The sequence below is a fragment of the Sorangium sp. So ce426 genome, from assembly GCF_051475585.1.
Taxonomy (GTDB): Bacteria; Myxococcota_A; Polyangia; order Polyangiales; family Polyangiaceae; genus Sorangium; species Sorangium cellulosum_B.
In genome coordinates this window covers 6,950,318-6,966,038 of the sequence record NZ_CP150341.1, presented here as the reverse complement: position 1 = coordinate 6,966,038, position 15,721 = coordinate 6,950,318, and the positions used below count along the sequence as shown (strand labels likewise).

Here is a 15,721-nt window from a genome sequence, read left to right as displayed (position 1 = left end):
GACTCCCAGGGTGCGCGCCGATCGCAGCCCGTGCCCGCGATGCGGCCTCCTGATCGACGCGGAGGGGCGCTGTTATCCGGGGTGCCAGGGGCCGCTCGCCACCGTGCGCTGCGGCGGCTGCTACCAGCTGAACCTCCCCGACGCGGAGCGCTGCGACGGGTGCGGGCACGAGCTCGGCCTGGAGCCCATCCCCGAGCCCGACGCGCTCCTCTGCGCCGATTGCGGCGTGCCCTTCTCGGCGTTCCGCGCCGCGGCCGGCCTCCTGCGCGACTGCGGCCGGTGCGGCGGCCAGCTCGTCGACCACGCGCTCTTGCGGGACCTCCTGGAGCGCCGGGAGAGCTATGGGACGAGCGCGCCGAGGCCGCCGCGGCAGCCGGAGCACGTCGACGTCCGCGTGCGCTACGTCCGGTGCCCGGCGTGCGGCCAGCGGATGAACCGCAAGAACTTCGCCGGCAAGAGCGGCATCATCGTCGACATCTGCAGGGAACACGGCACCTGGTTCGACCGGGGCGAGCTCCCGCAGCTCCTTGCCTTCGCCGCGTCGGGCGGCACCGCGCGGGCGAGGCAGCAGCAGATCGAGGAAGAGGCGCGGTCGCGCCGGGAAGCCGAGATCGCCAGGGAGGCGGCGCGTCGGGCGAGCGCCGTCGTGGCCGCCTCGTCCTGGGAATCCCGCTGGAACAACCGGCGGGCCGCCGTGCAGGAGCTGCTCGAGCTCCTGTGGCAGATCACCCGCTGAGCGTCCGCGCGCGCTGGCCGCACCGGTGAAGAGACGGGTGAAGAGACGTTAAGGGGCGTGCAGGACGGACGGGGGCGTCGTATGACGTGCCGCCACGACATGACGTCCCTCGACCAGCGCCTGTCGGCGCTCGATCTGTCCGTCCTGCCGACCTGGGTCTACGACCACGGCCGGCACCGGTTCCCCTGGGTGAACGCGAAGGCCCTCCAGTTCTGGCACGCGACGGATCGCGCCGAGCTGCTCTCCCGCGACCTCTCGGACCTGTCGCCGGCCGTCCGCGCGCGGCTCGACGGCTACCTGCGCGTCCTCGCGGAAGGGGAGACGGTGCTGGAAGACTGGACGCTCTACCCGCGCGGGACGCCCGCGACCGTGACGCTCCACGGGCAGCCGATCGACCTCGATGACGGGCGGCTCGCGATCCTGTTCCAGGCGCTCCCCCAGGCCGCCAGCGTCGGCGCCTCGATGGTGCGCGGCGTGGAGGCGGTCCGCCACTCGTCGGTGCTTGTCAGCCTCGTCGACCGGGAGGGGAAGGTGCTCTTCCACAACCCCGCGGCCCTGCGCGCCCTCGGCGACGCGCCGGCGATCGACGCGGCGTTCCCGGACGAGGGCGTGTGCGCGGCGGTCCGCGGCGCGATCGACGCCGAGGCGGCGTGGGCAGGGGAGGTGCGGGTCGTCACGACCGACGGCGAGCGGTGGCACCAGGTGGAGGCGCGCCCCACGACCGATCCCGTGACCGGCGCGCGCGCGGTGCTCGTGCAGCAGCTCGACGTCACGGCGCAGCGGCGCGCCGAGGGGCAGGTCGAGGAGCAGGGCCGGCTCATCGACCAGCTGAACCGCTCGCTCGCCCTCGTGGAGGAGCAACGGCGGCAGATCCTGAACCTCTCCGCGCCGATCCTCGACGTCGGCCGGGGCACGCTCGCGGTGCCGCTCATCGGGCGGCTCGACGCGGAGCGCGGCAGCGAGCTCGGAGAGCGGCTCCTCCCCGCGATCGTGGCGCAGCGGGCGTCCCATGTGGTCCTCGACGTCACCGGCGCGGAGGCGCTCGATCCGGACGGCGCCGCGGCCCTGGAGCGGCTGGCGCACGCGATCCAGCTGCTCGGCTCCAGGCCGATCCTCACCGGCGTCCGCCCGGAGGTCGCGCGCGCGCTCGTCGACGTCGACCTCGGCGAGGAGCTGCTCGTCCTGCGCAGCCTCGGCCGCGGCCTGGAGGTCAGCCGGAGGCGCGCGCGTGGAGGCGCGCGGCGCCGGGCGTAGGCGCCGGCGCGCGCGGCGCCGCCCGGAGCAGCGCCACCCGAAAGGGCGTCCCCGCGCGCCTGCGACCGCCGCAGCGCTTTTCGAGCTGCCAGGCCGGACGGCCTCTGCCATAAGAGGCCGCCATGACGCTTGAAATTCGTGGAAAGTGGGCGCTGGTCACCGGCGCGAGCCGGGGTATCGGAAAGCGGATCGCGCGCGGCCTCGCGGACCTCGGCTGCAACGTCGTCCTGCACAGCCGCGACGCGGCGCACACGCGCGAGCTCGAAGGGGAGCTCGCCGGCAAGGGGATCCGGGTGAGCGCCGTCTCGGGCGAGCTGTCGGATCAGGCGGCGGTCGACCGCATGCTGGACGACGCCATCGCGGCGTCGGGCGGGATCGACCTCCTGTTCAACAACGCCGCCATCATGACGCCGTTCCGCGCTTCGCACCTGCAGACGCCGGCGGACGATTACCGGCTCAGCTTCGAGGTGAACGTCATCAGCCCGATACGGATCACGTACCGGCTGCTGCCGACGATGCTGGAGCGGCGCTTCGGGCGAATCGTGCAGGTGACCTCCGGGATCCAGGATCAGCCCGAGCTGATGGCCTACGCGGCGTCGAAGGCCGCGCTCGACAAGTTCGTGCGCGACATGGCGCCCTCGCTCCGCGGCACGGGCGTGCTGATGAACCTCCTCGATCCGGGGTGGCTGCGGACCGATCTCGGCGGGCCGAAGGCGCCGAACGACGTCGAGTCGGTGCTGCCCGGGGCGCTCGTCCCGGCGCTGGTCGACGGCGAGGTCCACGGGGTGCTCTTCCGCGCGCAGGACTACGCGCGTCCCGCGGCGCGCTGACACGCGCGGGGCGTGCTTCTGACGTCCGCGCGCCCCGCGTGAATCGCGCCGGCTCGACAAGTTGTGCCGCGTCGCCGGTGCGCGTCTTGCTAGCGTCGTGGGAGATGAACGAGAGCTCGGGACCTGGGGCGGACACGACACCTCGCGCGGGCTGCGGCGCGGGGGAGGCTCCCACGGCGCGCGCGACGGCGGCCGTCGCGCGTGCGGTGCGATGGGGGCGCTGGGCGGCGCTCTTGCCGGTGCTGGCCTGCGCGTGCTCGCTGGAGGGGTTGTCCGCCGCGTGGGACGCCTCGCCGGCGGCCGCGGGAGGCGGGAGTAGCTCGTTCAGGATCAGGATCGAGGCCGAGGACTGCGAGCTCTCCGGCCGCTTCGAGCGCGTGGACGACCCGCTGGCGAGCGGCGGGACGTACGTGGCGGTCCCCGAGGAGGCGAATTGCGAGAGCGACCGGGTCGACTGCTCGTTCGACATCGGCGAGGCCGGCACGTACCAGATCAGGGCCAGGGTCGCCACGGGGCCCGACGAGAGCACGGACAACTCGTTCCTGGTCCGCGTGGACCATGAGCCGGAGCTCGGGACCAGGTACGACTTCAACGGGACCGAGTTCCACGAGGATTACGTTCACGACTCGAAGGACGCGACAGGGCTGCTGCTCAAGTTCGCGCTCGATCCAGGCATGCACATCGTCTCGTTCGGGTGCCGCGAGGACGCGGCGAGGCTCGACTGGGTCGAGCTCGTTCGAATCGGCCCCTGATCCCGGGAGGCGCCGCGGAGCCGAGCACGGGACCACGCCGCGGCGCTCGATATCGCGGGCATCGTACAGCGCCAGGGCTGATGACGCGGTGTTGCACGTGTCCACCGTGTCAACCGGTGGTTGACAGCCTCGGTCGCGGCGCCTGCCCGGGAGCTCCGGAGGAGAGCTGCGGCGCGGCAGAGATCCGTGCGGGAAATGCGGTGAAGCCGTGTGATCCTGACAGGGCTGGTTCGTTCTGAACTGATGGCATGTGTGTTGCTGTGAAGCTCCAGCGAACGGCTTGTGTGCTGTCCGGCGTCTCCGCCCGCGTCGCGCGAGCTGCTTGGCCTTGGCTCATCACGGAAAGGTGACTTGCTCATGAAGTGCGAATCTCGAGTCGCTTGGGCTGCGCTGCTCGCGCTCGGCATCCTCGGCGTTTCGGTGGTCGGGTGCGGCTCGGAGACGTCAGAGCCGGAAGACGACGCGGGGCAGCCGACGAGCAGCGGGAGCGCAGGCTCCACGGCGAGCGTCGGCGCCGCCGGGACCGGTGGGACCGGCGCGGGCAGCGGCGCTGGCAGCTCCAGCGGCGGGACCGGGGGCTCCGGCAGCGGCGAGGGCGGCTCCGGCAGCGGTGAGGGCGGCTCGGACGAAGGCACCGGCGGCTCCAGCAGCGGCGCGGGCGGCTCGGACGAAGGCACCGGCGGCTCCGGCAGCGGCGCGGGCGGCTCGGGCAGCGGCGCCGGCGGCGGCGACCCCGGCGCGGTCGACTTCAGGATCTACGGCTATGCCACGACCGGCGACGGCACCACCGGCGGCAAGGGCGGACAGGTCGTCTCCGTGAGCTCGCTCGACGCCCTGAGGAGGGAGGCCGCGAGGGACGGCGCCCTGATCATCCAGATCACCGGCAAGATCAGCGGTAGCGGCGACGACGTGGACGTCACCTCCGACAAGACGATCGTGGGGGTCGGGTCGAGCGGAGAGCTGGAGGGGATCGGGCTCAATCTGAGGAGGGCCTCCAACATCATCGTCCGCAACCTGAAGATTCACCACGTGCTGGCCAGCAGCGGCAACGGCGACGGCATCCACATGGACGAGAGCCACAACGTCTGGATCGACCACTGCGAGCTCTGGGCCGAGTCCCCCGCCGTGAACTCCGACAAGGACAAGTACGATGGCCTCATCGACGCGACCCACGAGTCCTCGAACATCACGATCTCGTGGAGCTACCTGCACGACCACTGGAAGGGCATGCTGGTCGGCTCGTCGGACAAGGACAACAGCGACCGCCGCATCACCTTCCATCACAACCGCTTCCGCAACGTGAACTCCCGCATCCCGAGCTACCGCGGCGGCAACGGGCACGTCTTCAACAACTACTTCGAGGACGTCCCCACGTCGGGGGTGAACTCGCGGGTCGGCGCCTGCCTGAGGGTGGAGGGCAATCACTTCTACAAGGTGAAGAACCCCATCACCACCCTGGACAGCCCGGCCGGCGGTACACACCGCATCGACAACGTGTTCGAGCAGACCACCGGGACGCAGGCGTCGGGTGAAGACTGCTCCTGGACCGCGCCGTACGAGTACCCGCTCGACCGCGCGGCCGCCGTCAAGGCGCTCGTCCTGGAGCACGCGGGCGTCGGCAAGACGGACCCGCTGGCGAACCTGCCCTGAGCGCCGCCGCCGCCGCGCCCCTCGTCCCGGCGGCTCCAGGCGGGAGCGCGGCCGAGCGCGCGTCCGCCGGCTGAGCCATTCCCGGCCCGTCGGGGTACATAGGGAGCATGAACCCCGAGCCGCCCCTCCGCGCCTGGGTGCGACCGCCCCTCACCCAGGGGAGCGTGGCGCGCCAGTGGCAGCGCATCGAGGAGCGGCTCGAGGCCCGGGGCGCTCGCCATGGCCGCCGGTGGCTCTGGGCCGGCTCGCTCGCCGGAGCGCTCGCCCTGGGGGCGGCCGCGCTGTGGGTGGGGGCGCGCGGCGGCTCGTCCAGCGCGCCGCCGGCCGCTGTCGCGGCGGTGGGCTCGGTGCTGTCCCTGGCGGACGGCTCGACGATCTCGCTCGACCAGGGCGCGGAGCTCGAGGTGCAGCGCGACGAGCCGCGCCACGTGGCGACCGCGCTGCGCTCGGGCGCGGCCCGCTTCGAGGTCGTCCCCGACGCCGCGCGGTCGTTCACCGTCGTGGCGCGCGGCGTGGAGGTCCGCGTCGTCGGCACCGAGTTCCGCGTGGCCGTCGACGGGGCGACGGAGGAGGTCACCGTCTCGGTGACGAAGGGGATCGTCGAGGTCCGTCACCCCGCGCGGCCCGACGACGTGAAGCGGCTGCACGCGGGCGAGTCGTGGTCGACGAGGCTCGAGCCCGCGAAGGCGGAGCCGCCCGCGGACGCGGTGCCCGCCCAGCCCCCGCCCGCCCAGCCGCTCGCCACGGGCGTCCCTGCCGCGCCAGCGCAGGGGGGCGCGGCGGCCGCGCCCTCCGCGCCGAGCGCCGACGCCGCGCAGAGGCTCTTCGAGGCGGCCAACCAGGCGCGGCGGGCAGGGGATCTCGCGCGCGCCGCGACGCTGTACCGGCAGCTCGTTGCGAGGCACCCCGGCGACGCGCGCGCGCAGATCGCGGCGCTCGAGCTCGGCCGCATCGAGATGGAGCGAGGCCAGGGCACGAACGCCGAGGACGCGCTCAAGACCGCCGCCTCGTCGGCGGCAGGCTCGTCGGTCCACGAAGATGCGCTCGCCCGCCTCGTCCGGCTCTACGATGGCCAGGGGAAACGAGCCGCGTGCGAAGAGGCCCGACGTCGCTACCTCACGACCTACCCGAGCGGCGTCCACGTCGCCGCCGTGAAGGCCGCCTGCGCGCCGCGGTGATGGCGGCGGGGCGCGGGCTCGTGCTCCCGGCCCTCCTCGCCGCCTCCGCCGGGGTCGCGCGCGCCGAGGGAGACGCCTGCGGCGGCGATGCGCCGCCGATCGCCGTGCTCGTCGAGGGCGCGACGCCGGAGCTCGAGCGCGCGATCTTCGTGGACCTGGCCGCCGAGCTCGCCCGCACCGACCTCTGCGCGCGGCTCGAGGCGGGCGCCTCGCCCGACGCGCGCGGCGCGGGGCGCGAGCGGGCGATCGCGCGCGTGACCATCCGCATCTCGCCGGAAGGCGTCGCCGCGGTCCACATCGACGATGCCGTGACCCAGAAGCGCCTCGAGCGCACGGTGGACGTGGCCGGGCTGAAGGACGACGGCCGCGCGCTCGCGCTCGCGATCGCCGCCGACGAGCTCCTCCGGGCGAGCTGGGTCGAGCCCACGCTGAGGCGGCGGGCCGCGATGGCGAGCGCCGCGCCGGCGCCGACGGCGGCGCCGGCGCCCGCGGGCGGGGTCCGCGAGGCGCCGGGCGCGGGCGGCGGAGCGGATCGGCGCGCGAACGAGATCGGCGTGCGCGCGACGGTGGCCGCGTACGGCGGCGGCCAGGTGCAGCTCGGGGGCGCGCTCTTCCTCCGCCGGGACGTGCTGCCCTGGCTCGCTGGCTCGGTGTTCGTGTACGCGCGCGAGGCGCTGCCCGCGTCCGCCGCGCTCGGGACGGTGCTCGGGCACGCCGCGGGCGGCGGCGCCTCGCTGTCGGCGTACGTCGCGCGGACGGGGCGCGCCCGGCTCGGCTTCGAGGCGGCCGTCGAGGTTGGCTACGTGCTGTTCGAGGGGCGCGCCGAGGAGGGCGCGTCGGCGTCGCGCTTCGGGGGGCCGAGCGCGTTCGGCGCGCTCGGCGTGACCGCGGACGTCGACGTGCGGCCCGTGCGCTTCGGCGCGAGCGTCGGCGCGCTCGCGCCCTTCATGAGGGTGGAGGCGCTCGCGGGCGACGCGGTCGTCACGAGCACGGGCGGCCCAGGCGTGCTCGCCGCGCTGGGCGCTGGGGTGGTGTTCTGACTCGGCGCTCGACGCGGCCGCGGGCGTGGCGCGCGATCGCCGTCGCCGTCGCCGTGGGGGCGTGCACCCAGAGCGGCGTCGTCCTCGAGGCGGGGCCGGGCGGCGCCGGCGCGGGCGGCGCCGGCGCCGCTGGAACAGCGGGTGCGGGCGGCGCCGGTGCAGCGGGCGCCGGCGCGGGCGGCGCTGCCGAGGACACCGTCCTGCGCGTCGACGGCCTCGTCGCGGGCCCGTACCACACGTGCGTCATCCAGGGCGGGCGGCTCTCCTGCTGGGGGGCCAACGACGCGGGGCAGCTCGGCGTCGGGGACACGGAGGACCGGACCACCCCGGCCGCGGTCGAGGGCGACGGCTGGGCCGAGAGCGCCATCGGCGAGCTCCACAGCTGCGCGAGGCGGCTCGACGGCAGCCTGTGGTGCTGGGGCGCGAACGGCGAGGGGCAGCTCGGGATCGGGTCCGCTGCCTCCCAGGTCACGCCGGCGTTGGTCAGCAGCGCGGCGCGGATGGCGCAGATCGGGAGCACGTACCTGCACACGTGCGGGGTGGACGTCGATGCGGCGCTCTGGTGCTGGGGCGACAACGAGGAGGGCCAGCTCGGCCTCGACGATCCCTTCCCCGAGGATGGCGTCGACCGCGACCAGCCCACGCGCGTCGGGTCGGCGAACGACTGGACGCTCGTCGACGGCGGCCAGGGCCACAGCTGCGGTATCCGCGCGCCGGGCCACCTCTACTGCTGGGGGCGCAACTCCAGGGGTGAGCTCGGCCTCGGCGACGACGCCGAGATACAGCTGCGCGATCCGCGCCGCGTCGGCGACGCCGCGGACTGGATCGACGTCCGCACCGGCCAGAACGGGGCCTGCGGGCTGCGCGACGCAGGACGCGGAGGCCACGAGGGCGCGCTGTACTGCTGGGGCGAGAACTCGTTCGGCGAGGCGGGCGTCGGGCACGAGGAGATCCTCCGGGCGCCGGCGCGCGTCGGCGCGCTCGACGACTGGGTGAGCTTCTCGATCGACACCTTCCACACGTGCGGCGTGCGCGCGAACGGCGAGCTCTACTGCTGGGGCTACAACCTGGAGGGCCAGCTCGGCCTGGGCGACATGAGCGATCACACGACGCCGGTGCGCGTCGGCGACGCCTCCGACTGGGCGTCGGTCGCGGCCGGGCGGCACCACACGTGCGCGCGGAAGCGCGACGGCGCGGTCCTGTGCGCCGGGCTCAACGATCGCGGCCAGCTCGGCGCCGGAGACCTCGATCGGCGCCTCGTCTTCACGCCGGTCGCGGGCGCGCCGTGAGCGCCGTCACGCGCCCGGCTTGCGCGGGCGCCCGGCCTGCGCCGAGAGGCGCTCCTCGGCGGCCGCGATGCGCCGCTTGACGGTCGCGAGCGACGCGCCCGTCGCCTCGGCGACCTCTTCCAGCGACATGCCCTCGACGCGCCGGAGCAGGAGGGCGACCCGCTCGGCGACCGGGAGCGCCTCGACCTGCGCGTAGAGCTGCCGCACCTCGACGGCGACGTCCTGCGGGCAGTCCGCGCCGACGACGTCGTCGAACGACACCTCCCCGCGGCGCGCGAGCCCGAGCCGCTCGGCGATGCGCTGGCGCCGCAGCTGCTTGTGCGTGAGCCGCACCGCCATCGAGGCGATCCACGAGGCGAAGGCCTGGGGGTTCTCGAGCTTGTGGAGGGAGACGAACGCCGTGAAGAACACGTCCTGCACCACGTCGTCGAGGTCCGCGCGGTTCGGGATCAGGCGCCAGAGGATCCCCGAGACGTACGGCACGTGCCGCAGGAAGAGGGCCTCCTGCGCCCAGCGCTCCCCCGCGCGCGCGGCCAGGACGAGCTCCGCGTCGGAGGGGCCCGCCTTGGCCGCGGGCGGCGCGCCTGGCGTCGTCGCGCTCCCGCGTGCGCTGGGCGGACTCTGGCTCACGACGGACGATATACAATAGGGGATCGTCGCCGGACGAACTGTGAGCTCAGGGGAGGGGCGTGGTGCGCCGCCTGACGCTTCCCGATCCGGAGAGCTTCCGGGAGGTCCCGTCGGCACGGGAGAAGCGGCGCGTCGCACGGCGGAGCTGCCCGCGCGGGAGCCGAGTGTGGCGAGCGCCGACGATGTAGTCCGTTCAGCGCCGGGGGTCGTCTCGAAGGTGTCTCGTGGCGTCCGGTGATTCCGTCGTCTCCTGATGTATAAGGGCCTATCGGGCCCCGCCGAATTGGGCGATGCGCCGCTCGGGGAGCTCGGCTCTCTCGAACGGCCCGGAACCTGGGGGAAGATCTCGTCATGTTGACCTTCGCGGCGCTTTGTGCTCAGAGCCGGGCGATTTCACGGATGGCGTTCGATCGGAAGTACCCGCACGCCTGGCTGCTCCGGGAGCTCGGCCCCGATGACCAACCTCCTCCGTCGTTCAAGACCCTCGTCGCCGGGACCTCGCCTGGCATGAGCGGCCAGCCGATCTCGTCCCGTCACCGGATCTCGTCGGGGATGATCGCCACGTCGCACGGCTGCGAGCTCCTGCCGGTGGCGAAGCGCCCCGAGAGCCCCTGGCAGGATCGCATCCTCATCGGGCGGGCGCTGAACAGCGATGTCGTGCTCCGCGACGCGTCCGTGTCCAAGGTCCACGCCCACATCTCGGTGCTGGTCGCGGACACCCCGATGCTCCACGCGAGAAAGAGCACCAACGGGACCTTCCTGAACGACCGGCTCCTGGCGCCGTCCGGGGACGGCGTGCCTCTCCGCAGCGGCGACATGCTCCAGCTCGGCAACGTCCTCTGCGAGTTCATCGTGAACGCCGATCTCTACCGGCTCGTCGCTCGCTGAGGGCGGGGCTTCCCCGCTGCTGCGCTCGCCCGTCGGATCGCCCGAGCCCTGACTGATGATCGCCGGCGCCGGCGCCGGGATCAGCTCCGCTCCGGGTGGGGCGCGCGGAAGAGCACCTCCACCGGGCCCGCGTGCGTCTCCACGACGTAGCTCGCCTCCACCGGGTCGCCGCCGCGGAACGCCCTCGTGACCTCCTTGCGCCGCTTCATCAGCTCGACCAGGCCGAGCGCGAGCGCCTCGGAGGCGGTGAGCTCCTTCGGCGTCGGCTTGCGGCCGATGAGGTCCTCGTCGACCATCGCGAGCGTGGGGTAGGCGTCCGGGTCGGCCAGCTCCCAGCGCTGCTCGGCGACCTCGGCGCGCAGCGCGGGGTGCAGGTCGCTCGCGCGATCGAAGCTCAGCGAGAAGAAGCTCGCCGGCAGCGACGCGGGCGGCGCGTCCGGGAGCTTGGCGGTCTCGGCCAGGTAGAGCGCGAACCCGCGCGCGCTCTCGAACAGGAGGACGCCGTGGCTCTGGCCAGCCTGCCCGACGACGCACAGCGCGAGATCGCGCGCGCCGAGCGACGGGATCGACAGCGCCATGATGTCGGCGTCGCTGGGCACCGCCTTCCAGGGCGTCACGCGGTAGAGCGCGGCCGCCGCGCGGAAGAACGAGGCCATCGCCGGCGCCTCGATGCCGCCCCCGAGGAAGCTCGGCGTCAGGCGGCCGTCCCGCGCGCCGAGGTGCGCCTCCAGGTCCTCGGCCACGACGTCGATCTCCGGCGTGGGCGCGACGCGGACCTCGACCTCCGGGCCGAGCCGCGCCCGCAGGGCCTCCGCGAGCGCCGGCGAGGCCACGCGCACGCGCTCGGGCAGCCGCGGCTTGCCCTCCAGGGGACCTCTGGCGGCGGCCTCGAAGCTGTCGACCGCGCCCGTCACGACGTCGCCGGGGCGCAGCGCGGCGCAGCTCAGGACGAAGCCGCGCTCGGTCATCCAGACGACCGCCTCGGGGCGGTACGCGTCGTCGCCCTCGTGCACGAACGCGCGCAGGGAGAAGAAGCCGCCGATCCACTCCTCGTCCCTGCGAGGCAGCGAGCGCGCGCTCTTCTTGGACCGCTTCTTCTTGGGGGCTGGCACGGAGGACATCAGGGCACCTGTTCGCGAGGGCGCTCCAGCCGGCACGCTCGACGACCTGGGAGCGAGGGCGAGACCGGAACCGAGAGGAACAGAGAGGAACCGCGAGGAACCAGAGGAACCGCGAGGAACCGCGAGGAACCGCGAGGAACCGAGAGCGGAACGCTAGCGCAAAGGCCGCGTGCGTCGAAGCGCGAACACGGCGCAACGGGCGCAACGGGCACGCAAGGGACGCGCAACGGGCACGCAAGGGACGCGCAAGGGGCACGCAAGGGGCACGCAAGGGACGCGCAAGGGGCACGCAAGGGACGCGGCGTGGCGGCTGGCGCGGGGGTCTTTCGTCTGGCGCTCGTCGCGGTGCCCTGTTATCGGTCATCGTGGTCCAGCGCGGGGACCTGAAGCAGGTGTCGCTCGCCGACCTTCCAGGGGACTCGATGCCTGAAGCGATCAGCAGAGGCTCCCGGCGCTCCGCAAAGGGTGTGGGGCGCGCGGGGCGAAGGGGGCTCGGTCAGCCCGCGCTCGGGCTCCTCGTGACGCTGGCCGCCTGCGCGCAGGCGGGCGTGGCACGGGCCGAGCAGACCGCCGCAGAGGTGTCCGAGGACGTGAAGGCGCTCCCGGTGACGCGCGACGGCGTGGCCGCGAAAGGGGCCAGCGCGGCCCGCCCTGTCGAGCCGGGGAAGCGCAAGGTCATCGCGGCTGCGCCCGCGAGGTACGCCCTCGCGCGCGACGTCGAGGTGACGCGGCCGGGAGAGGCCGTCGAGGTCCCCGTGAGGGCGCTCGCGCCCAGCGCGGCAGCGCAGGATCCCGCGCCTTCCACCGGCGACATCGAGCCGCGCAGGCCGACGCCTTACGACGCAAGGCCGGATCCGATCCACCGGAACCTGATGTGGGTGACGGGCGGGCTCACGCTGGCGGGCATCGCGCTCGGAAGCACCTTCGGTGGCCTGGCGATCTCCACGTGGGACAAGGTCGACGACGCGGCGAAGACGGCGTGCGCGAACCCGAGGCGTTACCGGGACTGCGCGCAGCCGGTGCCCGATCTGGCCAGCAAGGCGATGTCGTATGCGACAGTGTCCGATTTCTCCTTCATCGCCGCGAGCGTGGCGCTCGCCGGCACGGCCGTCCTCTGGCTGACGCTGCCCTCGGACGGGCCGCGCGCGGCCGCCCGCGTCCAGCTCGCTCCGGGCGTCGTCGGTGGCTCCGTCGTCGGGGCGTTCTGATGACGATGAGGCTCGAAAGGCGCGCTCGGCTGTGGCTGGCGAGCTCTCTCGTCGCGGCGAGCAGCGCGGGCTGCGCGGAGATCGTGGGCATTCAGCTCATCGACGAGCAAGGCGTCGGGGGCGGCTCGTTCAGCGAGCCCGGCTATACGTGCCAGTGGGCGATGTCTTTCGGTGGCGCCGAGACAACGCTCGGCGGGATCGCGGCCGACGAGGACGGCACGCTGTGGCTTGCGGGCGGCTTCAAGGGGGACCTCACCGTTGCCGGCGGCGCCCCGCTCACGGCGGGCGGCGCCGGCAAGGACGTCTTCGTGGCGCACCTCGCGCGGGACGGGAACCACGTGTGGAGCGAGCGCTTCGGGAACGCGGAGAACGACACAGCGACCCACGTCCACCAGGCGACCGCGATCGCGCTGGACGGCGGCAGCGTCTACGTGGCGGGCGACTTCACGGGCAGCCTGTCGTTCGGCGCGGACTGCGGGCTGCCCGAGGGCGCCGGCGACGCGTTCGTGGCGCGGCTCGACAAGAGCGATCCCGACGGGGTAGCGGCGTGCGTGACGCACGGGTCCAGCGGTCTTGACGAGGCGAAGGCGGTCGCGGCGGAGGGCGACCGCGTCTTCGTCCTGACGTCGCTCCAGGGCGGGCTGGACATCGGGTTCTCCAGCTACGATGCGCAGACCCTCCTGAACCCGTGCAGCGGCGTCTTTGCGGGCCGTGAGGGAGCGCGTCTCTGGCCTCGCGATCTCCGCGTGGCCTCCGGCGATGCCTTCGTGATCGCCGATTTCGAGGGCCGCGTGAGCGTGGGCTTCCCCGGCTTCGAGAGCGCGCTGCCGCCCGGCGGCGCGGCCTCGGACGGGATCGACGCGCTCCTGGCGTCGTTTCCGGCGTCGTGGATCTGCGATGGATGGAGCGCCGAGGGGGCGGACGTCTGGTATCGACACTACGCCGCTCTCCGCGGCGATCAGCGCACCAGCGCCGTGGCGATGCACGAGGCGGGCGTCGTCTTGACCGGCTCGTTCGAGGGGCAGATCGATCTCGCCGGAGAGATCGCCTCCACAGGAGAGGACGGCTTCGCCGCGCACCTCGACCGGAGCGGCGCTGCCACGTGGGCCAAGCAGCTCGGGGGCAGCGGGGCGCAATCGGCGCAGGTCGTCGGCGTCGACGAGCTCGGAAAGATCGTCGTGGCCGGGCATTTCGATCAGCAGATGAAGGTCGATGACGTCGAGATCGGCGGGGAGGCCGGCGAGGGGGACGCCTTCCTCGCGCGGCTCCGGGCCACGGACGGCGAGGTCGAGTGGCTGGACGCGCTCGGCGGCCCTGCGCTCCAGCGGATCCTGGCGCTCGCCGTCTCCGGGACGGACGTGTTCCTCGCAGGCACGTCCGGCGCCGACTTCGCGCTCCTGAACTGCCCTGTCGAGGCCGAGGACGGTCAGCTGTTCGTCGCCAAGCTGTCGGTCTCCTCGCGCTGACGGCCGTCCGCCGGGCGCGGGCGGCTGCGCTCGATGCCGCCGCCGCCGCGCGAGAGCAGCGCCCGCGCGCAGGGCGCGATGACCTGAGCGAGCGCGCGCTCCCGGATCGCGCGCCGGTGCTGCGGGGAGAGCACGCCGAAGCCGAGCAGCGGGCCGCCGTGGCTGGCCTCGCTCGGGGCGGGGAGCTCCGCGGAGGCCGCGGCGAGCTCGTCGATGATGGCGCTCGCGAGGGAAGGATCGCGGTCGAGGGCCCAGGCCGCGAACCGGAAGGCGAGCTCGGCGTGCCGCGTCTCGTCCTCGGCGATCTTCTCGAGCGCGCGCCGCACCGAGGGATCGGTCGCGTGGAGGGCGGCCTCGGCCGCTTCGATCGCGGCGATGGTCTCGCCGATGCACCCCTCGCGGAGGGTCGTCACGAGGATCTCGCGGGCGCCTTCGCCGCCGAGGGCGCCGTCGATGGCGAGCGGCCCTGGGCCGACGCCGCGGCCGGCGAACGCGCTGGCCAGCTCGAAGCACGTGCGCGCGTGGTCGGCCTCGTCGCCCATGGCCGCCTGCGCGGCACCGACGAGCGCCGGCGGCGCGCCGAGCGACAGGAGCTGCAGCGCGAAGCGCGCGAACGCGGCGATCGACGCGTGCTCGAGGAGGGCGGCGCGGGTCCAGTGCTCGGCGAGGGCCGCCCGTTGCTCGACGGACAGCTCTTCCAGGCGAGGCGGCGCGTCCGGAGCGGCGGTCCGCCAGTCGTCGCGCGCGGCGGGCTGCGCGGTGCGCACGACGCCTTCCACGAGGAACGGCCGGCCGATCGCGCAGATCTCCGCCGTGCAGGTGTGCCGCAGGGCCTCGAGCGAGCATTGCTCGTCCCCTGAGCAGTCCTGGTCGCTGGCGCACTCGTCGGCGGGCGTCTGGCACGCGAAGGCGGTCCCGCCGCATCCGGGGTGCAGGACGTAGCTGGAGCAGAGCAGCCTTCCGCAGTCCTGGTCGCTGGTGCACCGCGAGGGCACGCACCGCCCGACCGGATCGCCGCACAGGCAGATCTGTCCCTCGCCGCAGTCGGCGTCGGTCGTGCACCCGTACTGGCAGAAGCACCCTGGAGCCACCTCGCCTCCGGTCATGACGTCGCAGTAGCCGTGTGGCTGCTCGGTGCAGTCGGCGTCGGAGGTGCAGTTCCCCGTCGCGCCGCTCGGGTCCGCGCAGGCCTTGGCACGCGGGAGCGGGCTGGGACAGGTGACGACCTCCGCGCGGTGGATCCAGCCGTCGGCGCAGCGCACGTACCCGGTGTTCTGGTCCGCGACGATGATGGGCTCCGGATCGTCGCAAGCGAACGGAAACCCTTCCGGTGGCAGGCCTCCGGTGCTGCTGGAGGCGCCTTGGCCTGTGCTGCTGGAGGTGCCTTGGCCTGTGCTGCTGGAGGCGCCTTGGCCTGTGCTGCTGGAGGTGCCTTGGCCTGTGCTGCTGGAGGCGCCTTCACCTGTGCTGCTGGAGGCGCCTTCACCTGTGCCGCCGCCCGAGCCTTCACCGGACGTGACGTTTCCACCGCAGCTCAGCGCAGGCGCGATCGCCAGCACCGAGAGCAGCCTCGCACCCCAAGAGTCCATCGAGACGAGCAATCGCATGGTATGTCCCTCGTTCCAGGATCTTACCCGGGTTCGGCGCCGCGGTCGCGGGCGCCACGAGCGTCGTTGCCG

Annotated in this window: 14 protein-coding genes; 11 read left to right on the top strand and 3 right to left on the bottom strand. The window is 73.7% G+C overall.

Annotated features, from left to right (window positions below; all coding sequences use genetic code 11):
• Nucleotides 1-10 precede the first annotated feature (10 nt).
• From WMF44_RS25935 to WMF44_RS25900, 8 genes are all read left to right on the top strand, one after another.
• Nucleotides 11-736, top strand: a complete 726-nt coding sequence (locus WMF44_RS25935) for a zf-TFIIB domain-containing protein (RefSeq protein ID WP_437292716.1) — start codon at nucleotides 11-13, stop codon at nucleotides 734-736.
• Between the two features lie 99 nt (nucleotides 737-835).
• Nucleotides 836-1,990, top strand: coding sequence for a PAS domain-containing protein (locus WMF44_RS25930; protein ID WP_437292715.1), 1,155 nt, complete (start codon nucleotides 836-838; stop codon nucleotides 1,988-1,990).
• Between the two features lie 122 nt (nucleotides 1,991-2,112).
• Nucleotides 2,113-2,820 carry an SDR family NAD(P)-dependent oxidoreductase gene (locus tag WMF44_RS25925; protein ID WP_437292714.1) on the top strand — a complete coding sequence of 236 codons (708 nt, stop codon included), beginning with the start codon at nucleotides 2,113-2,115 and terminating at the stop codon, nucleotides 2,818-2,820.
• A gap of 104 nt (nucleotides 2,821-2,924) precedes the next feature.
• Complete coding sequence (locus tag WMF44_RS25920) at nucleotides 2,925-3,572, top strand: hypothetical protein (protein ID WP_437292713.1); 648 nt, start codon at nucleotides 2,925-2,927, stop codon at nucleotides 3,570-3,572.
• Nucleotides 3,573-3,929: 357 nt separating this feature from the next.
• Nucleotides 3,930-5,222 (top strand): pectate lyase family protein, encoded by a 1,293-nt coding sequence (locus WMF44_RS25915; protein ID WP_437292712.1) that lies wholly within the window; start codon nucleotides 3,930-3,932, stop codon nucleotides 5,220-5,222.
• Nucleotides 5,223-5,329: 107 nt separating this feature from the next.
• A complete protein-coding gene (locus WMF44_RS25910) occupies nucleotides 5,330-6,400 on the top strand; it encodes a FecR domain-containing protein (RefSeq protein ID WP_437292711.1) in 1,071 nt (356 codons plus the stop codon).
• Nucleotides 6,400-7,440 carry a hypothetical protein gene (locus tag WMF44_RS25905; protein ID WP_437292710.1) on the top strand — a complete coding sequence of 347 codons (1,041 nt, stop codon included), beginning with the start codon at nucleotides 6,400-6,402 and terminating at the stop codon, nucleotides 7,438-7,440. The genes WMF44_RS25910 and WMF44_RS25905 overlap by 1 nt, the downstream gene beginning before the upstream one ends.
• Nucleotides 7,441-7,493: 53 nt before the next feature.
• Nucleotides 7,494-8,729, top strand: coding sequence for an RCC1 domain-containing protein (locus tag WMF44_RS25900; protein WP_437292709.1), 1,236 nt, complete (start codon nucleotides 7,494-7,496; stop codon nucleotides 8,727-8,729).
• A gap of 6 nt (nucleotides 8,730-8,735) precedes the next feature.
• Here the strand turns inward: WMF44_RS25900 and WMF44_RS25895 are convergent, their stop codons facing one another.
• Nucleotides 8,736-9,359: an RNA polymerase sigma factor gene (locus tag WMF44_RS25895; RefSeq protein ID WP_437292708.1), complete on the bottom strand. Its 624-nt coding sequence runs from the start codon at nucleotides 9,357-9,359 to the stop codon at nucleotides 8,736-8,738.
• 399 nt (nucleotides 9,360-9,758) lie between these two features.
• Between WMF44_RS25895 and WMF44_RS25890 the strand changes: the two genes are divergently transcribed.
• Entirely contained in the window at nucleotides 9,759-10,247 is a 489-nt protein-coding gene (locus WMF44_RS25890) for an FHA domain-containing protein (RefSeq protein WP_437292707.1), read from the top strand.
• 80 nt (nucleotides 10,248-10,327) lie between these two features.
• On the opposite strand, the gene WMF44_RS25885 is transcribed toward WMF44_RS25890, so the two are convergent.
• Complete coding sequence (locus WMF44_RS25885) at nucleotides 10,328-11,368, bottom strand: hypothetical protein (protein ID WP_437292706.1); 1,041 nt, start codon at nucleotides 11,366-11,368, stop codon at nucleotides 10,328-10,330.
• Between the two features lie 422 nt (nucleotides 11,369-11,790).
• Here WMF44_RS25885 and WMF44_RS25880 point away from each other — a divergent pair, with 422 nt between their 5' ends.
• Both WMF44_RS25880 and WMF44_RS25875 read left to right on the top strand, forming a co-directional pair.
• On the top strand, nucleotides 11,791-12,576 hold the full coding sequence (locus tag WMF44_RS25880; RefSeq protein WP_437292705.1) for a hypothetical protein: 786 nt from the start codon (nucleotides 11,791-11,793) through the stop codon (nucleotides 12,574-12,576).
• Nucleotides 12,577-12,581: 5 nt separating this feature from the next.
• Nucleotides 12,582-14,042: a hypothetical protein gene (locus tag WMF44_RS25875; RefSeq protein WP_437292704.1), complete on the top strand. Its 1,461-nt coding sequence runs from the start codon at nucleotides 12,582-12,584 to the stop codon at nucleotides 14,040-14,042.
• Here WMF44_RS25875 and WMF44_RS25870 read toward each other — a convergent pair.
• The gene (locus WMF44_RS25870) at nucleotides 14,003-15,649 is read right to left on the bottom strand and encodes a ferritin-like domain-containing protein (RefSeq protein ID WP_437292703.1); all 1,647 of its coding nucleotides are present in this window, start codon (nucleotides 15,647-15,649) and stop codon (nucleotides 14,003-14,005) included. The two genes, WMF44_RS25875 and WMF44_RS25870, sit on opposite strands and share 40 nt — an antisense overlap.
• Between the last annotated feature and the right edge of the window lie 72 nt (nucleotides 15,650-15,721).

What these genes read in the sequence shown, in the direction of transcription:
- WMF44_RS25930 (WP_437292715.1), top strand. Translation starts at nt 836, where the DNA reads ATGACGTCCCTCGACCAGCGCCTGTCGGCGCTCGATCTGTCCGTCCTG.
- WMF44_RS25925 (WP_437292714.1), top strand. Translation starts at nt 2,113, where the DNA reads ATGACGCTTGAAATTCGTGGAAAGTGGGCGCTGGTCACCGGCGCGAGC.
- WMF44_RS25920 (WP_437292713.1), top strand. Translation starts at nt 2,925, where the DNA reads ATGAACGAGAGCTCGGGACCTGGGGCGGACACGACACCTCGCGCGGGC.
- WMF44_RS25915 (WP_437292712.1), top strand. Translation starts at nt 3,930, where the DNA reads ATGAAGTGCGAATCTCGAGTCGCTTGGGCTGCGCTGCTCGCGCTCGGC.
- WMF44_RS25910 (WP_437292711.1), top strand. Translation starts at nt 5,330, where the DNA reads ATGAACCCCGAGCCGCCCCTCCGCGCCTGGGTGCGACCGCCCCTCACC.
- WMF44_RS25905 (WP_437292710.1), top strand. Translation starts at nt 6,400, where the DNA reads ATGGCGGCGGGGCGCGGGCTCGTGCTCCCGGCCCTCCTCGCCGCCTCC.
- WMF44_RS25890 (WP_437292707.1), top strand. Translation starts at nt 9,759, where the DNA reads ATGGCGTTCGATCGGAAGTACCCGCACGCCTGGCTGCTCCGGGAGCTC.
- WMF44_RS25885 (WP_437292706.1), bottom strand. Translation starts at nt 11,368, where the DNA reads ATGTCCTCCGTGCCAGCCCCCAAGAAGAAGCGGTCCAAGAAGAGCGCG.
- WMF44_RS25880 (WP_437292705.1), top strand. Translation starts at nt 11,791, where the DNA reads ATGCCTGAAGCGATCAGCAGAGGCTCCCGGCGCTCCGCAAAGGGTGTG.
- WMF44_RS25875 (WP_437292704.1), top strand. Translation starts at nt 12,582, where the DNA reads ATGAGGCTCGAAAGGCGCGCTCGGCTGTGGCTGGCGAGCTCTCTCGTC.
- WMF44_RS25870 (WP_437292703.1), bottom strand. Translation starts at nt 15,649, where the DNA reads ATGCGATTGCTCGTCTCGATGGACTCTTGGGGTGCGAGGCTGCTCTCG.